17 protein-coding genes and 1 pseudogene are annotated in these 20,322 nt (G+C 45.9%); all 18 read right to left on the reverse strand.

Annotated features, from left to right (window positions below; all coding sequences use genetic code 11):
* The coding region (locus JEY82_RS18430; protein ID WP_304088440.1) for a hypothetical protein at positions 1–2,954 on the reverse strand (2,954 nt) is incomplete at its 3' end.
* Between the two features lie 43 nt (positions 2,955–2,997).
* Positions 2,998–4,809, reverse strand: a complete 1,812-nt coding sequence (locus JEY82_RS18435; RefSeq protein WP_304088443.1) for a hypothetical protein — start codon at positions 4,807–4,809, stop codon at positions 2,998–3,000.
* Between the two features lie 9 nt (positions 4,810–4,818).
* The gene (locus tag JEY82_RS18440; protein ID WP_304088445.1) at positions 4,819–5,064 is read right to left on the reverse strand and encodes a hypothetical protein; all 246 of its coding nucleotides are present in this window, start codon (positions 5,062–5,064) and stop codon (positions 4,819–4,821) included.
* Positions 5,065–5,073: 9 nt separating this feature from the next.
* The gene (locus JEY82_RS18445) at positions 5,074–5,769 is read right to left on the reverse strand and encodes a hypothetical protein (RefSeq protein WP_304088447.1); all 696 of its coding nucleotides are present in this window, start codon (positions 5,767–5,769) and stop codon (positions 5,074–5,076) included.
* Positions 5,766–6,311: a hypothetical protein gene (locus JEY82_RS18450; RefSeq protein ID WP_304088450.1), complete on the reverse strand. Its 546-nt coding sequence runs from the start codon at positions 6,309–6,311 to the stop codon at positions 5,766–5,768. The genes JEY82_RS18445 and JEY82_RS18450 overlap by 4 nt, the downstream gene beginning before the upstream one ends.
* A 5-nt stretch (positions 6,312–6,316) precedes the next feature.
* On the reverse strand, positions 6,317–8,614 hold the full coding sequence (locus JEY82_RS18455; RefSeq protein WP_304088452.1) for a hypothetical protein: 2,298 nt from the start codon (positions 8,612–8,614) through the stop codon (positions 6,317–6,319).
* Entirely contained in the window at positions 8,604–10,262 is a 1,659-nt protein-coding gene (locus tag JEY82_RS18460) for a hypothetical protein (protein WP_304088455.1), read from the reverse strand. Before JEY82_RS18460 ends, JEY82_RS18455 begins: the two co-directional genes overlap by 11 nt.
* 219 nt (positions 10,263–10,481) lie before the next feature.
* The gene (locus JEY82_RS18465; RefSeq protein WP_304088458.1) at positions 10,482–10,790 is read right to left on the reverse strand and encodes a hypothetical protein; all 309 of its coding nucleotides are present in this window, start codon (positions 10,788–10,790) and stop codon (positions 10,482–10,484) included.
* On the reverse strand, positions 10,790–13,282 hold the full coding sequence (locus tag JEY82_RS18470) for a hypothetical protein (RefSeq protein ID WP_304088461.1): 2,493 nt from the start codon (positions 13,280–13,282) through the stop codon (positions 10,790–10,792). The genes JEY82_RS18465 and JEY82_RS18470 overlap by 1 nt, the downstream gene beginning before the upstream one ends.
* Positions 13,279–13,863: a hypothetical protein gene (locus JEY82_RS18475; protein WP_304088463.1), complete on the reverse strand. Its 585-nt coding sequence runs from the start codon at positions 13,861–13,863 to the stop codon at positions 13,279–13,281. Before JEY82_RS18475 ends, JEY82_RS18470 begins: the two co-directional genes overlap by 4 nt.
* A gap of 3 nt (positions 13,864–13,866) precedes the next feature.
* A complete protein-coding gene (locus JEY82_RS18480) occupies positions 13,867–14,559 on the reverse strand; it encodes a DUF6682 family protein (RefSeq protein WP_304088465.1) in 693 nt (230 codons plus the stop codon).
* A gap of 9 nt (positions 14,560–14,568) precedes the next feature.
* Positions 14,569–14,856 (reverse strand): hypothetical protein, encoded by a 288-nt coding sequence (locus tag JEY82_RS18485; protein WP_304088468.1) that lies wholly within the window; start codon positions 14,854–14,856, stop codon positions 14,569–14,571.
* Positions 14,857–14,912: 56 nt separating this feature from the next.
* Entirely contained in the window at positions 14,913–15,890 is a 978-nt protein-coding gene (locus JEY82_RS18490; RefSeq protein WP_304088471.1) for a N4-gp56 family major capsid protein, read from the reverse strand.
* A gap of 27 nt (positions 15,891–15,917) precedes the next feature.
* Entirely contained in the window at positions 15,918–16,853 is a 936-nt protein-coding gene (locus JEY82_RS18495) for a hypothetical protein (RefSeq protein ID WP_304088474.1), read from the reverse strand.
* A gap of 46 nt (positions 16,854–16,899) precedes the next feature.
* Positions 16,900–17,136 (reverse strand): hypothetical protein, encoded by a 237-nt coding sequence (locus JEY82_RS18500; RefSeq protein ID WP_304088477.1) that lies wholly within the window; start codon positions 17,134–17,136, stop codon positions 16,900–16,902.
* Positions 17,133–19,103, reverse strand: coding sequence for a hypothetical protein (locus JEY82_RS18505; protein ID WP_304088479.1), 1,971 nt, complete (start codon positions 19,101–19,103; stop codon positions 17,133–17,135). The genes JEY82_RS18500 and JEY82_RS18505 overlap by 4 nt, the downstream gene beginning before the upstream one ends.
* A gap of 2 nt (positions 19,104–19,105) precedes the next feature.
* Positions 19,106–19,765: a hypothetical protein gene (locus JEY82_RS18510; protein WP_304088481.1), complete on the reverse strand. Its 660-nt coding sequence runs from the start codon at positions 19,763–19,765 to the stop codon at positions 19,106–19,108.
* Positions 19,762–20,322, reverse strand: a pseudogene (locus JEY82_RS18515) (hypothetical protein); the annotation flags it as partial. The gene JEY82_RS18510 and the pseudogene JEY82_RS18515, both read right to left, overlap by 4 nt.

The raw sequence follows: 20,322 nt of genomic DNA on the forward strand, positions 1-20,322 counted from the left end.
ACAGAAGAGGTTCCTACTTCTTTCCAGCCCCATTTCTTTCCAGCCTTATCAAGTTGAACAGCTTCAGCGTTTATGCCTTTCTTTACTTTATTCGCAACAGCTAAACGAATACCTCTTTCAGCATAAGGTTTGCCGCTGTTCATCACGTTCACGCCTTCTGGAATAGCCAAAGGAGGTCGCTTATACGAAATAGGCTTCGTGGTTTTCCCACTATTTGCCCACTTCTTAAAGTCGGCAGGGTTCATTTCAGTAATAGCGCCTATTCCCTGCCAACCATCAGCATAGTTGGAAAGGTATCCTTCCTGAGCTTCTTGCTCGCTATCAAATCCCGCTAAAATTTTATGTTCATCAAAAGAACCGTCATCATTAATCTGGTCAACGACATAAATAGGTCTACTTTCAATATCAGAAGCTTCAGCACCTTCTTTCAGGAATATATCAAGATGATCCTTATCTTTGCCTATGGTCCCTTTGATGTATCCATAATGGGACTGCATGGTGATAGACCACGGCTCACCTGATTCGTCTGTGCCGGATCGTTCTGAACCTACAGGATTTTCAATGGCGATATCCATGCCCAAAGCTCGGACATGTGCTTTCTTGTAATTACCTGCTTCTTTCTGTGCTTGTGAAGGTTCAGCTAAGTTATTCAATGGAGAAGTTGCAGCTTCGTGCGCCTGAATATCAATAACAGGCTGATCCTCTACGACGGGTTTATCTTTTGCTAACTCAAGCCCCATAGAAGTAGAAGGAGCTGGCAGATTGAGATTCTTAGCATCATATGGAACCGGAAGATCTCGACGCTGAGAGTCTTCAACGACTTCAAAATCTGGAGTATAAACCATCTCAAAATTAGGATCTCTGCCGTAAGCCGGAATAGCTTCGGCGTTACGAGGATAATCTAATTCAATGGCTGGATAAGTATTCTTTGCCTGAGGAAGTCCAAGAGGAGCAGTCCCTTGAGGCATAGCCATACGCTGTCTGCCGTCATTCATAGGAATGGAGTCGTATGCGGTCTGTTCTCCCTGCTGTGAGATTATATTAGCACCAGGTGGCAATGCTTGCATTTCTCTTGCGGCAGGTAATCCTCCTTGAAACTGTCCAAGGTTGGGCTTAACCGTAGGATCTTCCATACCCATCAATTCAGAAGGAGATTCAAACGGAGTTGCGTTTTCCTCTCTTACTCTTCGGAGTTCTTCCGCATAGCGAGCAAGAATTTCTTTTTCCGTATAGCCTTCATCATTTAGAGCTTGAACTTTTGCATTAGGAAGCCCTTGCGAAGACTGAGGTTTAAATTCTGGCTCCCCCATGCCAAGGAGGTCAACGGTTCCGGCAAAAGGAGTTGCATTCTTTTCACGGACTTTACGAAGTTCTTCCGCGTAGCGAGCAAGAATCTCTTTTTCCGTATAGCCTTCTTCATTTAGAGCTTGAACTTTTGCATTAGGAAGCCCTTGCGAAGATTGAGACTTAAATTCCGGCTCTCTCATGCCAAGGAGGTCAACAGTTCCGGCAAAAGGAGTTGCATTCTTTTCACGGACTTTACGAAGTTCTTCCGCATATCGAGCATGGATTTCTTGCTCTGTGTAACCCTTCTCATTTAAAGGTTGGGCTTCAGGCTTGGCTTTAGGTATCCTGCTTGAACTAAGTGCAGGGTCTTCCATGCCAAATGCGTCAGAGGCAGAATCAAAGGGTGATGCAGTGGTTTCTCTAGCATTACGAAGATCTTCATCGTATCGACTATTTACATCAGCTTCGGAATACCCTTCATCAAAACTCTGCTCAGGGGTTAGAGTTCCCTCTGGAGGAACTTCATCTTTCAAACTACCAATGAGCTCATCATTTTCAGGCTGAGATTGTTCAGCAGGAGATTCGCCTTTTAATAGGTCGAAGGCTTTACTACCAGCCCCATGCATTCCCATCTGAAGAACAGAACCAACGGCAACAGGTCCGGCTTGTGTGTCAATAAATTCGCTTAAAGTAGGATCAGTTTCGCGAAGACCCATATCCTTCCGGATACCTTCTTGGCCTTCATATGTAGCATATTCGGTTGCTTCTTCTTCAGCTATTTCAAACCCTAATTTAGCTCCAATCCTTGAAACAGCTCTTTTAGATATGGCTTCAGTAGCCTTTGAAAGCCCTGGGATTCTGCCGAATATTTTGCCGCCAACACCTTTAAAAAGGCCAGCGGTCAACCCTTGAGAAATAGCTTCTGGGCCAGCTTCCCATAAACCCATTTCAGTTGCTTCGGAGTCAATGTCCTGTTTAATCTGCTCCCAAACTTCTTCGGTGAGATTGACATTGTTCTGTTTTGCCACATCAAGCATTTCATCAAGAAACTGGTTTTTAGCAAGCCTATAAAAAGCGGGGCCGGTTGATCCTGCCGCGCCAGCCATTGCGCCAACAGCAGTACCAACACCGGGAACAACAGAACCAACGGTAGCCCCAGCTAAAGCCCCGGCAGTACCTACAGTTGCACTTGTGGCAATACTTGCTGGCCCCTGATAAAGAGATTCGTTCCAACCATCTCCTTGAATAACCTGCTTGGAGAGTATGCGAGAATTTCTGTCTTTCTCCTGCTCATCAATAACTTCTTGAGCATATGAATCGTCATTAACCTTAACGTCTCCACCTTGATAAATCCTTGCAAGATCTTCTGGAAATTGATCGCGAACCGCATCAGCAATCCCATGCCCCAGCTCAGAAACACCACCAAGAAACCCGCTGCGGTCAGGTATATCGGCAACAGTAATAGGCTTGTCGGGATTGTGTTTGTTATAGCGATCAACATAAGCTTGAAGCTTAAAATCTTCCTCTTTTGCTCCAGGAAGACCAAGCCCACCTTTGGAAGTTAATCCTGCCGGTGCAAGTTCATCCGCCAAAGCAAACAAAGAATCCATGTCAAAGTTCGTATTTTGCTCAGTTCCGGAATCAAGAGGCTGATAGTCATATCCCATTGCGTCCTCGCTTGGTTTCTACTTCTCTAATCATAAACATACGCTACGCCTTCAATCCAAGGTAATTTAAGTTATTAAGATATTCTTGATAACTGGGGTTCTCGACAATTTGACCTTTACCATTGCGGATTTTTTCAGAAGGCTTTTCTTGAATTCTTCGAGCTTGCCCATTTTTATCCTTGGCCCAGATCTGTCCGTTTTTGTCTACAACCGCCCTTCCTCGATATGCGGCAAGTGGATGCGTATCAGCAGGAGATTCTTGTGCAGCAGGTAATCCTCTTCCTGGCGAAGCGGCTTGGCTACTCGGAGCTTCGGCTTGCACAGGTATTGAGCCTGTGTCCGGAGAACCAAAACTCATGACATGAACACCCTTGTCCGGCCCTTGATTGGCAGGTGGATTTCTTTGTGAATAGATTGCGCGAATACTATCGTCAGAAAAGCCCTGCTGACGAAGCTTATTAATCTCTTCAGCTTGACTGATTTGTTCCTTCGATGGAGGCGGCTGGATATATCCAAGCTGCTGACCAAGCTGGATATATCTCTGAGCAGTGCTACGGGTTTCATTTGAAAGCTTTTTATCTTGCGAAATTTCAATAACCTTCTGCATAAATGGCTTACGATCTTCAGGAGCCATGTTGTCGAGACTGTCCGCATCGGGAAAACTGAACGTCATACCATCGCCGTCTTTAACACTCTTAAGCATCTTGGCCATGTCAGAAAAAGCATTACGCGCCTGAGTGATCTGTTTATTATGAGTTTCAACTCCAGCAGTCTTAGTCTTTGCTTCATAAAGTTTTTGATTTGCCAAAGAAGTAGCCATACTTTGCTTGGAAGATGCAATGCCCTGCTTTGTTGCTTCTATGGAAACTAAACTCTTTGCTCTGTCCAAATCTTCAAAGACAATGCCTCGCTTCTTAAGTTCAGCCATAGAGCGAATAGTATAAGGATCCCCGCCGCCTTCGGGGTAAACAAGGTAGTCGATATCACCCATGTCGTTTATATTCTTCTGAGGAACAATCGTGATGGAATTTTTGTTTCCATCTGTGGCGCGCATGTGAAACTTAGGGTTCATTCGCTTTTCAAAATTATTTTGACGAATAGCCTCTGCGTGTTGAGCACTTTGCTGAAAGAACTGCTTCCCGCCCATGGAATTAATAGTCTGCATGACTTCTTTGAGTCCCATACGCTGAGTCTCTTGAGCTCCTTTCGTGCTATCAATATACTTAACTGCAAAAGTCTGAGATTTAGGATCAAAGTTATCTAAATGGTATGGCATTGGAGCTGCTTTTGTTAGATTCTCAATTCCCGCAAGAGCCTCGTCAGTCCTTCCCTCTTGAAGTAATTGATTGACCTGCTTTGTTCCTGCTTGAAACTCTTGGTACTTCCTACCAAGCAACTCGCTTCTGTTCTGGTGAAGAAGGTTTTTGCCCTGCTCGGTATCCCCGTAGGTTTTTGCAAGACTCGCAACCGCAGCGATGCCAGCCGAATCCGTGGGCTTTATTACATCAAAGTTGAAATTGTTTTTCTGGAGAATTGGAATGTACTCATTTGCCCTAGCTTTAACATTGGCATTGAATGTATATTGTGCCTGCTGATCTTTGTTCGCAAGCCCTTGAGTGTGGTAGCTTTGAGCCTTAAACCTATTGATGGACGAAATATCTTCAGGCATCTCCTGCCCATTCTGCAAAGCGGCAAGACCAAGACCAACTTGGTTTTTGTCTTCCTTGGCTTGATTTATGTTTTCAAGCTCTGCGGCATAGATATCGGTACGCTTCATCTGGTTCATCAGGCCCATGCCTTGATTCGCCATGGTCATTCCATCTTGAAAATTTATTCTTCCGTGTCTGTCTGGCATGAGAATCTCCTATGAAAAAAGGTAAGCGGCAGCTCCAATAGCAGCACCAGCCGCACCGCCAATAGGCCCACCAACTGCAAAACCAGCCATCCCCATTCCGGCGGCAGCCCCGATAGCTCCTCCAGCAGTTGGGCCGGGGCTTGTGGTTGTCTGCGATCTAGCTTGCCCCATAGCTCCATATGACTGAGCCGCTTGGCCTACACCCTGCAAAGCCTTGCTTGAAACATCTTCAATTGGATAAAGTCCGAGTCCCATAATATACTCCTATTTCGCAGCAGGAAGCCCAAAACCGATAGCCCCCCGAAGTCTGTTGTAATTCTCTGTTTCTGCACCGGTACGAGCGCCTTCTTTTGCGTAGGCGGTGTTCTTTGCGCGGCTTAAATTTAGATCGTTCATTGCGCTTAAAAGCATACCGGACGAAGGGTTGCTGCCTCTTCTGCCGCTCTGACGAGTAAGGGTCTTAGCAGCATCTTTATATTGCCCTGCGACTGTTGCTGTGGCTTTGCCCATGCGATCCTCAATATTCACGCCTTTCAAAGCTTGGTCATAATATTTGTTAGCAACTTCAGTCTGAGCAGGAAGAAGCCCGAGAGCCGTGTTGTTCTGTGCGGTTGCCAGCTGATAACCAGACCCCATTGCATCCGTTTTTGCTGGCAACAAACCAAGAGAAGCCCCGCTTTCAGCTGTGCTAAGTGTATTCGCTGCTTTTTGTGCTTCTGTTTGACCGGGAAGCAATTCAGTAGCCGCTCCTATCTGAGCTTTTTGCAATCCCGTCTGAAGCGGAACAAGTTCCCGGTTGGCTGCAATTTTATCCCTTTCAAGACCCGCATTGTTGTTCATCCAAAAATCGTAATAACCTTGCCCCATACTGAGTTGCGTCTCAGCAATTGAGGCCATTCGATCATTATATTCTTTGTCGATCGAAGTGCTTGTTGTTGTCTTTTCTCCACCACCGCTCATACCGCCACCTCCAGAGATTCACGAGTTACATAAGACAATATAGAAGGGATGGATTCGCCTGTTGACGCATCAAAATCCCCATAAGGAAGCTCACCCATGATCGTCATGCAGGACTGTTTTGCTCTCCGGCATGCAGCTCTATTCTTTTTCGCGACATTGCCAAGCAACATGTCGAATAAGTATCCATTATCGTCCTTCAAATGGAGCAAGTGTTTAATAGAGGCTTGTTCCAATCCCTTGACCTTTGCTCCCCAAAAATCACGGAACAAGCAAAAATGAAAATAAGCGGTCCGTTGCTGGAAATGATTTAGCCAAGTAAACCCTGCTGCTTCATCTCCATCTAAAATGATAAACAAATGTGACCTCGTTTTCATGTCCTCTAAAAACCTCCTTGAATCATTCAAAGATCCATCCATAAAAACCATATCCGCAAGACCTTCCTCCTCCGCTCGTAAATAAAGATTCTCAACAAACGAATCAGGCAGGGTTCTAACTCCGTCCAGCTCGCAGTATGGAAACAGACTTATAATTTCATCAGTCATAAAATTTATTCTCCTATCGCAATATAATTTACGGTTCCGGCAGCAAGCTCGTTAACCGCCCCGGTATCCATTGTTGCGGATTCAAATGTCAGATTGGTAGAAGTGGCCCCTGCATTTCCTTCCTGTCTTTTCCAATTTGTCGTGATAACAATAGAGCCGAGAGTCACATTGACATATGCAGATGCATTATCAGACCAACTGTAAGGGCATGATGCGTATGTTACAGCGACAATCTTTCCTGTAGTCGGCATTGAGGTTAAACTTAGTGTCCCCGTAACTGTAGAGCTGCTTCCGCTAACTTTTTGCCCTCCAATTTCCACCCAATGATTAACTGATCCTCCTCCACTTACGGTTGAAGATTTTGCGTAAGTGACCGAGTAGGTAGCGGAAACAAACTCCCAACCAGCTCCAGGAGAAGGTGGAGACATAGAAAAACTACTTGAATCAGAATCGGTATCGTAAGTGTCGTATTGATCGGCATAAGACGCACAGTGTGCATTGTTAGAAAAGGACAGGTTAGCAACTGAAGAAGTGTATTCCCAAGCGACTGTCCCAGACTGGAAGGTACTTGCAGAAGTTGTGGCAGCAGCACTTAAAGTTACGCCGTAAGCCCCTGCTGTGATTACACCAGAGGTAAGAACGCCTGTAACATATCCGAGCGTTGCTCCAATCGAGACAGTAGTTGAAGCTTTCAGAACTCCATTAAGGAACATCGAAATCACGACAGATCTATAATAATAGGTCGCTGAAACTGTAGCTGGAGCAACGGAAGCAATTTTAAATGTCGCGTTTATTTTTGTGCAGTTAGCCGGGGTTGAATATGAGAACGTTGGACCTGCTGAGTTAACACCGGAAGCAGCAAATCCAATAGGATAATCCTGCGCTCCTGCTGCAATGATAAGCCTTGCGTTAGCCATGAACCTGAACTGATTAGTCGCATACTCTTCTATGCTTGTGACTTCCATATTCAAGGCTTGATCAGCGGGGGAAGAATTCTTGTAACAAGTCAGATTGCGCGGTGAGAGCTGTATCTGAGGAGGAGCAACCCAATAGCCGGGAAGATTCACCCAAGTACCGTTTTCAGCAAATCCCGTTTCCCAACGCTTAAGGGCTTTATACATTCTATGCCCATTTGCCAGCCAACGATAAAATTCAATGTCGCCGTCAGCCAGAAGCATATAATCGCTACCAGCGGCAACGTTTCCGTTAACGTCTAAGGCTCCATCCTTACCGATCATAAGAGAAGTTTTGTCGCCCTCAGTATTCAGCAAGAAATTCCCATCACCGGCGAAAAGCTTTGCGCCTTCACCCATGCGAAGAAGTCCACCTGTTCCAAGCTGAATCTGTGCGGAAGCTGAAAGAAAAGCTCCTGTAATGATCTCCGCATCAAGCGTTCTTGTAGCAATGGCCCCATCAACAATCATATCACCGTCAATGCCTATTGTTGAGTTGCCGTCAACCGTACCAATCACAAAGGGAATCTTAGGAATTGAACCGGGAGTAACTACTGCAAACTTATCAACGAGGAAAATGGCCTCGGAAGTCGCTCCGTCATTTGCAAGACCGAACCCGGCAATATGCCCATCTACGTCAGTTTTAATGAAATACTGAGCCAGAACCCCTGCTATATCAGTTTTACTAATTTCAATTTGAGCCTTGTTTGCTTCGATATTGTCCAGCCTACTGTTCAAATCTCCATAAAGCTGAGACTCGGTAATGCTGTTTTGCAACACATGAAGAGTTTCTTCCAGAGCCTTCCCCAACGAAGCCGGTACGACAAAACCGCCTTGCTTCGGTTCCCATGTTGAATAATTTCCAGACCAGTCAACGGACCTGATCCAATAGTAATGAGCTGTCCTTGTATTAAGCCCTGCGTGAATAAATTCGGTAACAGGCTTCGTGACTATTCCAAGCCTCAAAGCATCAGAAAGAGAAGACGAACCGACAGAACTCCAAACTTCAATATGTGACAGATATTCATCACTCGGGTTCATCCAAGTCAGTTTGTTCGCAAAGATCTGCTGATCAACCACCAAATCACGAGGAGGATTAGGAGGTGTGCTGTTACGGATCAACCGACTGAAATCATATTCAGCGTCAGTTCCTACGGCCTTTTGAGCAATACGAAGCCCCATGCCTTCGAGATCTGCAAAAGTGACAACCGTTTCAGACTTAGGACCACGCCTTTTACCCTGCATGGTTTCTAGTGATTCCTTTACAGCCGAAAGGAAATCCCTCGTGGACTTGTCCAGTCCAGCCGGAACATTAGGAATATTAGGAGATAAGTTTCCTTTAGTTGCCACGTTGCAAATCTCCTATAGAAGTTGAAACGCGAACCTCGTAAACTTCGGCAGTCCCTTCGATTTCAAATTCCCAATCACGCGCCAATGTTCCGGAAGGCAGTCGGAAAGCTTCCTCTGAAGTAATGGAATTCGTAAAAAACAATTTACCGTCCTCATAAAGACGAAAAGCAAGCGGCGACAATGCAGACTGAGTTCCGATTATTCTAGCCGCACCCATGTTTATTGCGATGGAGTAGAACGAATCCTTAGACTTCCAAAGGTAGCTCATAGGAGTTGCAGAACCTTCCCACTTTTCAATGCGGTAATTCGTATCGTCAAAAGTCAGCAGGTAAAGAGCATCGTCCTCAGTATCAACGTAACCGCCGTAAACCTTCTTGCCGGCCAATTCAATATTAACGATATCCTGCAACTCGAAGTCGTAAATTATGCCTCGGTTAGTTCCTTCAAAGAATCCGAAATACTGACCGTCATGATAAAAGCTGATCAACTTTTCAGGCTCAAGAGCTTGCCACTGTTCCTTTGTATAAAGAGGACGAGTGAGCATGTTTACACCTTCAGGGCCGATCAAAGTAAGTCCGTCAGGCGCAGCGTAAAGAACGCCACCGGGAATGTTAACAATCGACTTCTTTGCAACGCAGGACTGATTAAAAGCGAGCTTGTCCATTGATAATGAAGAAGGATCGATACCCGCAATGAGGTGCGCCTTGTCTTTTGTCAAAACGACAACCGTCTGATCGAAATATCCAAGACCTACAATCTCAGAAGGAACGGAAAGCTTAAAGTTCCACGGGTAAGCATAAGGAATGAACGACTCTGATACGAAGATATCCTTCCCTTTGAAGCAAAAGAAAATCCCGTTTCCGGTATGAATCAATCCTTTTACATCATCTTCAGGACGGCTCCAGTTCTCAGTTTGAAGGATTTCGGAACTGAGTTCGCTATCTTTCAGTTCATCGAGATAATCTGTTTCACTGGCTGGCATATCAGCGGCAGCATCCGACCAAGGAATAAGCTGATACTCTGCTCCAGTGTCGCCAGAATTGAGTCTGTATAGTCTGAAATGAGTAACAGCCACACCATCAAGTGTTGGAAGCCTGAAATTTGATAGCAAACATCCCTGCCCTGTTTTCACATCAATATTGCCTGTAGGATCGGAAGGTTCCGACTCTTCACCCCACTCGGTAACGTATGTGTAAACGTATGAGGTACTGCGCTCCAATTCTGCATCATCAGCAACGGACGCAGGAGCCAGTTGAACAGTAAGAGGCTGATCAGGCTTAGGAAGGCCGAGCCGCTTAGTCTGAGTTGGATAAGTTGAAATATCTCCCGAAGTCGCAAGAGCTTGATCTGTCTGCTTCGGATAGCTGTCACCAGTAAACATAATCCTATCACTGGAACTCGCAGCGGACTTCACAACGTCAACGTCATTAGTCCAATACAGCCATTCACCAGAATCAAGCTTGTAGATAGAGCGGATAGTCCCGGCTTTAGGAATTGGATTAGGAGCCTGTCCCTCAAGGTTAAGAACAGGGGCTAGAATTCCGCGCTTAAGATTGCAGTTTCTGGCAATCTGCGAGTTCGAAATATCTAAATGTTTAGGAGATAGACGAGGCTTTGTGCCTCGAAAGAAAGGGATAATTATGGACATATCTTCAACCAACTTATTTTATATTGACGAACTAATAACAGTAAGATATCTATTTTGCCTCCAGAGGAGACAATACGTTTCTTCTGATCCCACTCTCTGGCACCAAAGATATCCCCTTGGTTCTTAATTTACCCTAATTAGACCCTTTTCTTTGGTGCCAGTTCTTTTAAAATCTTCATTTTATTAAGCCGCCTCGCAGAAATTACAGAAACTTCGAGATTAAAAAGGCTTCGGGAATCTCGCTTTTGTGGCAAGACAATCTTCTTTATACTTTGCTATCTGCTGATCATCGCCTTTTGCTATCCCATCCAAATATTCCGCCATTGGAGGATAATCAGCTTTCCGGCATTCGACGCAGCCAGTTCCGAACTTATACCAATCTGTATCGACAATCGTAGCCGGTATACTGTCAGGCATGTCGAACAGGCATGTTTCTGAGTAGATATTCAGCAAGTCTTCTTGAAATCTATCTTCAAGTACATTATCTGGTGATCCATGCCTTAGAGCCTGTAGATATAATTCAAACATTATACACCTCCTACGGGTATGCCTGTGGTCCGTGACATACAGCCACAAAGAACCGCATGACCATTCAAATCTAGTACCGTAACCACATTATCTTTTATTTGGAATCTTCCATCATCACCCCAGTTCCCTGCCGCCTCATCCCACACGAGTTCTTTGAACCATACGTATTGATGTATAATCCCGCCTACATTGACCGTTCCGCTGATACATTTGAGCGCACGCTTAGAACTTGAATGAGACAAAACACCTATGTTGTGGATGATGTCTGTATCCCATAAGCCGAACTTGTTATTCTCTGAGGCTTTGTTATATGAGATGACTTTTGACAATAAGCTCGTGGGGAGGGTAGTTCCTGTGTGGACATTGCCAGTCAGATTACCTGCAAGGATATTTCCGTGTTGCGAGTAATGTTCATTAGTGTAGTAAACATCACCTACGGATAAAACTTCGTTCGGGTTTGTGGCTGGTCGTAGGCTTCTAGCTCTGGTTTTATATTCAAGTTTAAAACCCCCTTTAGATATCAACTCATCTTTCGATGTATATCCGAGAGCAGAATATGAATCGGCTATGTTTGCAATGGTCACATTTTCAGCATTTGCGGGAGCAAGGGTCAGTTCGGTTGTAGGCCAACTAGATCCATATCGAACTAGATTGCCCGAAGCAGATCTGCCGTATGTGTAGCCACGGACGGTAATCTTGCTCCCGTGTTTTATTCCAACAGCATCAAGGTCACTAGCCCAATATTGCAAATTCCCCAACGACTGACTAATTTTCTTATTTCCCTCGTCAAAAAAACCTGTGTTAAGTGTGCCATATGCTGAGTCGGGGATTTCGAGGAAAGACAGTTCGGAAACTGCCGCATCAGTAGAAGCGGATGCGACTTGCAATCCGAGAGTAGTTGAATCTGCGTCTGCCTCAATAATGGCATAATGCGTACCAGCAGAAACAATGAAGTCGTGGAAATTTTCTTCTGCACTACCGTCTGTGTCATTGGGCGACCAATACCCACGAAGGACTCCTGTTGTGCCCGATTCTATTACAAGTTTTAGTAGCCACTTGCTGCCCTCTGTAACCGCTATAGAGTGTGCAGCAAAAACAGCTCCCCATTGGGCAACCCCCGAGAACGAAACTGAGCCATTTAGTGGCGTGGGACCAGATGAAGACCACCCACCAGCCATACCATCCTGCTCAAACGTAGGATCAGGCGCAATATTATTGTACTGGTCTGCGAATACTCCGTGGAGTTCTGCGACGGTGAAATTCTTCTTTGGCAACAGGTATTCGATTACATCAAGGTCGCCCTCTTGTTGATCTGCGGGGTCTGTGGATTCTTGCTCGACTGTATAGGAATATCTAGTACCATCTGTAGCAAAGTCACTGACAATACTTGTTCCGTGTTCGGGCAATATCGCTAATGTTTGTGTTCCTGTTTCCCCGATCTGTATCAAAAAGAGGTCGTAAACGGCACCACTACCATTAAATAGCTTCCCACACACACTGGAGGATAACCTGTCATATAAGCCATATGACTTGATCCGACCCCCTACACTATGATTTTGGAGTATTACACAATCCCCGACAGGCCAGCTAACCACAGTTACCGTGTCCGGCGTTATCTCCCCGATTCTAACAGTCTTCATCTTACCCGCAGTACCCTGCACTACGCCTGTTATGTCTCGGTTTGCCTCTGCATCAAGTACACGCTGTATGTCAGGAGAATAACCCGCCATATCAGCAATAAAGCCTACTGCCTCACCTTTGGCTGATTCAATGTATGTGAGGGCTGAACTTTCTGCCGCTGTTATCTCAGTCACGGCAGTGCTTTTTTCGGTATCAATAATTGCAGGGATAGATGCGGCTAAAGACTCAGCCTCCCCTTTCGCAACTACCGCCCCGTCCCTTGCACTTTCAGCCCCAACTTTCGCAGCCTGAGCAGCATCACGCGCACTCTCAGCCGCAATCTTAGAAGTTTCAGCCTGACCAGCAGACGTACTCGCTGAAACAGAAGAACTTAAAGCATCACTTTTACTTTGCTGTGCGTCAGCGGAAAACTGAGAAGCGTTGTTCTCTGAAGCCAAAGCGTTAGCTTCAGAAGTTGCGGCAGCAGCTTTAGCAACTTCAGCCTGATCTTTGGCCTCAATAACAGAAGCATTAAAAGTTTCCCCTACATATGAACGAGGGAATGGTGGAATATTCGCAATCTCAAAAAGATTACAATCCATATTAGGAACAACTGCATCAAGCTTGATACTCTTGCCAGTAGGCAGAAGGATCTTAAACGCATACTCGCTGTTCTCGCTTCCAAGCTCATTCGGGAAAAGAGCAAGCACAGTAACACCGGTAGCATCACTAATGCCGTTAGCAACCTGTGGAGCAACAAAGCCATTGTATTTCTCAGTTGTACTGAGCTTTGCAGAAACCCTCGCACCCTCAACCGGATTACCAAGGGAGTCATTGACTTGAATCGTTACGTTTACGGTAGGGACGCTCATTGGCCGAAGCTCCTTGGCTTAACTGTAAGAGAACGCTTTGCGCCGCCTGTAATCACTCGGATCTTTGCAGAGGTGATACCGTCCTCAAAGAGTTCGTTCTTAATCTGTGCGCCGGGTAAATCTTCCCACTCGCGTCCACGCATGGCTTTCAAACTGGCAACAGCACCATAAGCAAGGTATTGCCCCCAATCTTCCATCAATCCTTCAGGTATTCCAGTGGACAAAAGAGTCGGCTTCAAAGCCGCTAAAACTGAAAGCTGTGTATCGAAAGTCGGTATACCTATTAAATCAATGGTGTCACTCGTTGAGCTGAACTGAACTTCAGGAATCAAAGCCACGCCACCGTTTAGGTTCGTGACTGTAATAATCTCGCACACTCTTGCTCCTCTTGGCGGTTCAAGCTCGGCAGAAACAATGCCAGCAGGGAAAAATAAGGGATCAAGCTCTTCACGCCAAACCTGAGTCCGTTGGCAGAACACAATTGCAGCCCTGCGAATCTCGTTGACGATTTGAACCTTGGGACACTTGTCTACTTCTGGCAGAACATAAGGCATAAGGATTTTCCAATCTGCATTAGCCACGATTTAGCCTCCCACCACTTCAATTTGTTTCGGATAGAAAAGATCAGCTTTAAGTTTAACGCCAAGAGCCTGATAGAAGGCCGAAAGATGATGCTGTGATTTTGTAAAATTCGCCGCAGAGCTATCGCCAGACATGGCGGAGTAAAGCATCCAGTCTGCAATTGGCCCTGCGAATGTCTCAGGAATAGTCAAATCATCAGCAGATCCGTCAATAGGTGTAGGTTCTGCTGAGTATGTCATTGAAACGTAGACCGAGGCTCCAGTCGTAACGCCGGGATAAACCCAAAATGCTTGAGGATTTTCCTTCGCGTCATAGGCATAGTTTTCAACCTCTGTTCCAGTTGTGAGCCAATCAAAGGCTCTCATTGCATCCTTAGCAGTGAGAAATATGGGTTCGCCAGGAGTTGTCCCATTCGAACCCATATTTTGAATTACTTCGATGAGCCGAAGAGCTTTCTTGCTTGCTCCATCATGCACCAACGGATCAGGTAGAATCTGCTTAACTCCGTCCTTCAACTTGATGGATTCAGTGATTGCCGTTGAATCAGGCCTGTTAAGAGCGATCTGGCGAAGCGCACTATTAAACAAGTCCGTAAGCGACAGAACATCATCAGCAGGTTCCCAAGGCCAACGTCTAGTTGCCCCCATATCCTGAAGCTTGGAAGAAACAAGCAAGAAAATTTCTTTGGCTTTCATTGTTAATCCTTAAAGTGTCTGGAATGGATAACGTCGAACATCGCGAGTGCCAGTAATGCGCCCTGACTCATCGGTGATCTGTTCAGTTTTGACAGCATCATTTAGGACGTTGATTACAATTTTCGGAACTTCCACTTCAACATCGCGCTGAATCTGGAATCTGCGTCCGTTGCAGTTTAGGAAAACATCTTCCTTTCCATCGAATTCAGCAGAGCTAGGAATGATGATTTTGTGCATCTTTTCTGCTTTAGGCTCTTTCGCCTCAGCTTCAAGTTCTGCTTTAGTTTTCTGAGTCATGGATATTCCCTCCAAGGGAAGCGGGAGAAGTTGCCCTCTCCCGCTATTTTATTTGTTTAGAGTTTTACGCAACACTCAGCGCGAGCCATCCAAGCATCATTCAGAATGATAGCTGCATACATGGTCTTCCAACCCACAGAACCGCGCTGTCCGAGAGGGTCGCCACCGCGAGGAGAGTTGGGATTCATAACCATAGGAGTAATGGCCTTTTTGCCCCTGAGAGGCACAACCCCGAAAGCATCGCGAGCGAGGTAGATAACAGGGTAAACATCCGCTTTGATTCCGGTTGTGGAGATCATGGTTCCCTTATCACCGCCGGCATCAGCCCAAGGTTCATAGAGAGAAGAGGCACAATAACGGACTTCTTCAACCGCTCCGATTTCACCGGGGAGAGGATCTTGAGTACCGTATTTTTCAACGGGAACGAATCCAGCCATGTCGCGAATTGCACTGGAACAATCAGTGTGACAAAGACCTATAAAACAAGGCCCGACAGGGCGAGTTTCATAATTCTGAGAACCGGAAAGAAACTGAGTGTGACGTTTGCCGTTCATAGCAAGAATACCGCGAAGCGCTCTGCGCTGAGTAGCGAGATTCAATTCAGCGTTAACTTCATTACGAGCAGAACCGTTTGCATAGAAAACAGAGGTTCCGCCTTTGAGGATGCCGTAGTTAACAAGCTCAACAGTTTCAGCCGCCTGTTCGCCAGTAATACCCATGAACTCCTGAAGGATCGGATCTTCGTGAGTATCAGCGATAACATCAGTCAGTTCCACATAGTCGCCGTACTGCTGAAGAGTGACGGTTACATCAGTCTTAGTTCCGGTTTTACCTGCGGGGGTTACTCCCTCGGTCATAGGAGTAAGAGCAGGGGCAAGAGAATTGTAACGTCTAAAAATCTGAGTTTTAGTGTTGTTTTTTTCTAAAGGACGGCCCTGAGCAAAACGTTCGATCAAGCATAGAGCGATTGCTCTTTTGAGGAAGATCTTGCATGCCTTCCCTGCTGTACGAGGTGAGATATCACCGTAATTCATAATTTATTCTCCTGAGAGTAAACCCGCTTAATCCTCATCCCACCCAGCATCAAAGTCGTCCTTTGAACCTTTGGATTTTGGAAGCGGGGTATTTTTTGATTGAACAGCTAGAGCTGCGTCAGCATCCTGTTTGGTCTTTTGACTGACCGAACTAGGAGCTGATCCTTTTGCCGAATTAAACTCTTTAAGTAGTGCGGCTACTTCCTGCGGAGTTCCCTGTTCAATCGCATTGAAGTGTTTCGCTGCGACATTGTAAGGCTGCTCTGAAACCCAATCACGGAGGTGCTGGTGGTATTCCCGGCTTTCCTGAGCGCGACTTGGATTTGTAGTCAGATCCTTATAGTCAGGAACTTCGTTGTAAATCTGAGAGACATGAGCTTCAGTTTCAGTTTTCTCCACTGTGCTCTTGATCTTTTTGCCCTGTTCGCCAATTTGACGAGCTGAAAGCAATGAGGTCGCCTGAATTGCCGCCATATCAGGTCCGTAGTCTTCAAGAACTTGGCGTAGCCTTTTACCGTCAACGGAATCTTCTCCGAAGAGAGCCACTAGCTGCGGGTCTTCTTTTTCGATTTCGGCAAGGTCGCCTTGAAGCTCTTCGGGAATTTCAAAAGAGCCAACTTCCTGCTGCTCGTAGTTTGTCGGGGCCAAGTCTTCGACATGGGTGACAGTCTGTTGAGCGCGTAAAGATTCAAGTTCTTGCTGAATGCGAGCTTTCTCAGCTCTTTCCTTTTCAAGTCTTCCGAGCATAGAGTCATAGCCGTGGGCTTTTTTCTCTAAGCTCAGTTCTGCGGAATCATCCTGATCAGGGGCGGGATCTTCATCCGGCGAGCCTTCGTCAGCTTCATCCAAGTTAAAATCATCATCGGAGGCCGAATCATCGTTAGGTTCTTCGGGAGCTCCATCATCGTCAGAAAACGCATTTGCGAACTCTTCTTCTTCTGCAATTTCTTCTGGTGTAAGCATTGTTCTTCCCTTCGGGCCGCATTAGCGGGGGCCGTAGTTTAGTAATTTATGTGTATGCTCCTGAGAGCTGGACCGCGTTATCTCCAACAGGTTTAATGTCTTCGAGTATGTCCTTCAGGGCTTTGATCTGTCCCTGAAGACGGTACATTTCCTGTTGATTCTCTTCTGTTTCAAGCTGTTCACGTTTATCTAAAATCAAGTGTTCAACATATGAACGAACCGCCATGACTGGAGTCGTGTTGTAGATTCCCCTTAAAAGAGCTAAGTCGTTTTCTTTGCTCATGCGCTTACAGCCTCTTGAGCTGGCGCGGCTTGCTGCTGCTGTTGAACCGCTTCACCTAACATTTGAGCAAGAACGGCTTGAGGATCCATTCCTTGCTTTTCCATTTCACTCATTATGACTTGAATCTTAGCTTCGACCTCTGCCGCAGCTTGCATTGTCATTTGCTTTTGCTGCCAATCCTGAAACTCTTTGTCGCTTCGCAATAGCTCTGGATCGAGGTCTATTGATTTGAAAATATCTTCGAGAAGCTCTTCGTCTTTAACTCGCCCTTGGAATCTTGGGTTATCCGTAATAGCCACAGCTTGAGCCATGCGCTGTCCTTGAATTTCTTTAGCGATAAGGGCAGACGATCCACGCGCAAGAATATCAAAGTCTCCCTTGATTTCCTGCTTTGGATTAAACTTCATATTCCAGTGGTACATGCCCTTGATGAAAGGCTTGGTGATATCTTCGTCGAAGCTTTTGACCTGATCTTTTACCGGGACACTTGCCGCCCCCATGAGCATAGAAAGGCCGGAAGCTGTGTCGCCAGCTCCACGAACAGCGTTATTGTCACCCTGCATATATCTTGGAGTAGTGAGTTCATCTGCAAACTCTGAAAACATCTTACTCAAGCCAAGCAACTCATTAGTATGGGAAGGCATGTCAAAAGCGGCGAAGGCTTGCCTTACGTCAACTCCGTTTTTGAGACACCATACTTTCCAAGCATGAACATCGGTAGGATCAACTCCGTCAGCCAAAGCGCGCATATTCACAGCAATCTGAGGTCCGGAGGAAATGGCGGCATTGTCTACCGCTAATCGAACCGAGGCATTAACTCCGACCTGACAGTCGCGCATGACAGTAGGAATCCCGTTCCCAAAGAAACTAGACTCGTCTTTGTCATAGAAATAAAAATGGTAAGGAATCTCGATGCCCTCAATCGGGGCAATGACGGCCTTGATTACTCTGTTGCCGATCATCCATACATTTGTTGGAAATGATTCGTGATGCTGTTCTTCTGGAATATCAATGCCAGCGCCTACAAGCTGATGCCCCTGAATGTATCCCCACCGTTCATAAACTCGGAATTTTCCGGTTAAATCAGGAGAGGATGTTTCAAGTTCACCCATCAAACGCAAATCGGTTTCATACTGCTTAGGTTCAGCGTCACCAGCTTTGTGTGCTTTGAGGTATTCGATCACAACATCCATTGAGAAATTAGGCATGTTGCCAAGGTCAAGAAGCTCTTTCGGACTCATTAAATGGTCTTGCCAAACAAAATTTACTTTGCGTGCGTCTGAAACGCTCATATCGGGGTAGATGTTCCAAATTGGAACGAACTCATAATATGGACGTAAACCAGCATCTTCGTGATTATTCATCGACCATTCGCCAGTCTTCGGATCAATCTCGTATCGACCTCGAACTCTCTTCTCGACAAGCGGTCCTTTTAAAACGCCTGTGCCGTAACGGAAGGCTTGAGCACAAACATCACCGCAAACAGCACGATACGAAGGTCGACCAGGTGCTTCAGTGAGCTGGTCGGCAATCTCTTTCATCATTGCATCGGAACAATCTTTTGCGATCTCTCGGAGGATTGCGTCTTCGTCTACGTCTTCTGGCGCGACTCCTTGCTCTACAAGTTCAGCCGCCCTTTTCTGAATTAAAGCAGGGTGAATAGTCGGAACAGAAGTCGGAGAAATAGAAAAATTCTTCTCCCCATTAGCAGGAAAAAGTAAGTCCATTAAACGAGCTTTGCTGGTATCGCATTTAACCTTGGAAATTCTCAGGTTGATCTTGGATTTATTCTTGCCAATGTTAGCCAGAACTTCAGGATCATAAACGCCTTTGTACTGACGCAAGTCACGTAGCCATCGCTCATCATAAAGCTGCCTACGATTAGCAACCTCATCAAACTCAGCTCGTAGAATCGAACCGAGTGCATCTACTGCACCTGGACTAGTTGTCTTCTTCTGCTCTTCCATTTTTACCATCCCCCGACTGAATCAGCGATGTTTGAGGTCATATTAAACTGGCGGTAGTTATCTGTGTTAAGGTCAAGCTCCGCGAGCGCGTAAAGGAATGAACCTACAACTGGAAATTCTTCTGGCTTACCCTTCAGGTCAGAGGGCCGAATAGCTGAATAATGCTTTGCAACATCGCTATCGCCGAAGTGAAGCGTCTTCCGATTGGAAGTTCTCTTGGCTACAAGTCGGTCATAAAAACGAAAAATATCTTTCTTCTCCGAACGATCATATTGAGGAGGAGAGTTTAGTTCGACTGGAGCCTTACGAAGCAAATACCTCTGCTCTTCGTTGAAATCGTCAACAAGAAGCACATTGTTGTTATCCATCGGAGTAATCCACTCCTTGCAGAACGTGCGGTCCTGAAGCATGGCCACGCGAGAAAGCAGCTCTTGAAAATCTTCGGCTTTAGTTTCGCCAAGAATGAAAACATGATGACAATGCTGCTCAGGGTCTTTCCTGCGGATTTCTCCGAGTACAACAGCATGCCCTTTTGAATTGCCGTAGGGCCAAGCAAGACCGCCAACTATGCGCTTAAATTCGCGTGTAGTGAGCATATCTTTATAATAGAGGGTCTTGGTCATTGGATCGACTATGCGTTTGATTGGAGTGGCTCTCATCATGACATATCCCTCCCGTCAGTCACGGAATCCCGTAGGACACGATAGCGGACAGCATCCCCAATGTGATCCTCAGCTTTTGTATTAACATCGTCAGCATTGCTCTCATCGCGCGGCAGTGTCGGAATAGTACGGATAAACTGGTGGCAGTTTGAAAAGACGTACATTCCTGCGTCTTCTTGCGGGGATTGCAGGGAAGCTTTAAGTAATTGGCGAATACGTTCCCACCCGTTAACGCGAGAACCAGGACGCTTGTTAGCTTTCTGCCAAGTAACGCCAGCATCTTCCATATCGTCAGCTATGCAGTTCTTGTTTTCTTCTGTATAAATGGACGAGTCAGCAGGACCGGGGAAAACCTTGAATGCGAACTTTGCTTCGCGGTCTTTAATTCCCTTTGCGATCTCACCAGCAGAAAGCTTGATCCCCTTATCTGGAGTCTTGCCATCCCACCCGTACCATTCGAAAATGTGAAATATTGTTCCACGAGTGAAACATCTGACTGTGCCGTCTTTGAGAATAGCTTCAGTCCCATCAGATTCAGCCCACCAGCAAACGGAAAA

Origin of the sequence: Maridesulfovibrio ferrireducens, from assembly GCF_016342405.1 — a bacterium.
Taxonomy (GTDB): Bacteria; Desulfobacterota; Desulfovibrionia; order Desulfovibrionales; family Desulfovibrionaceae; genus Maridesulfovibrio; species Maridesulfovibrio ferrireducens_A.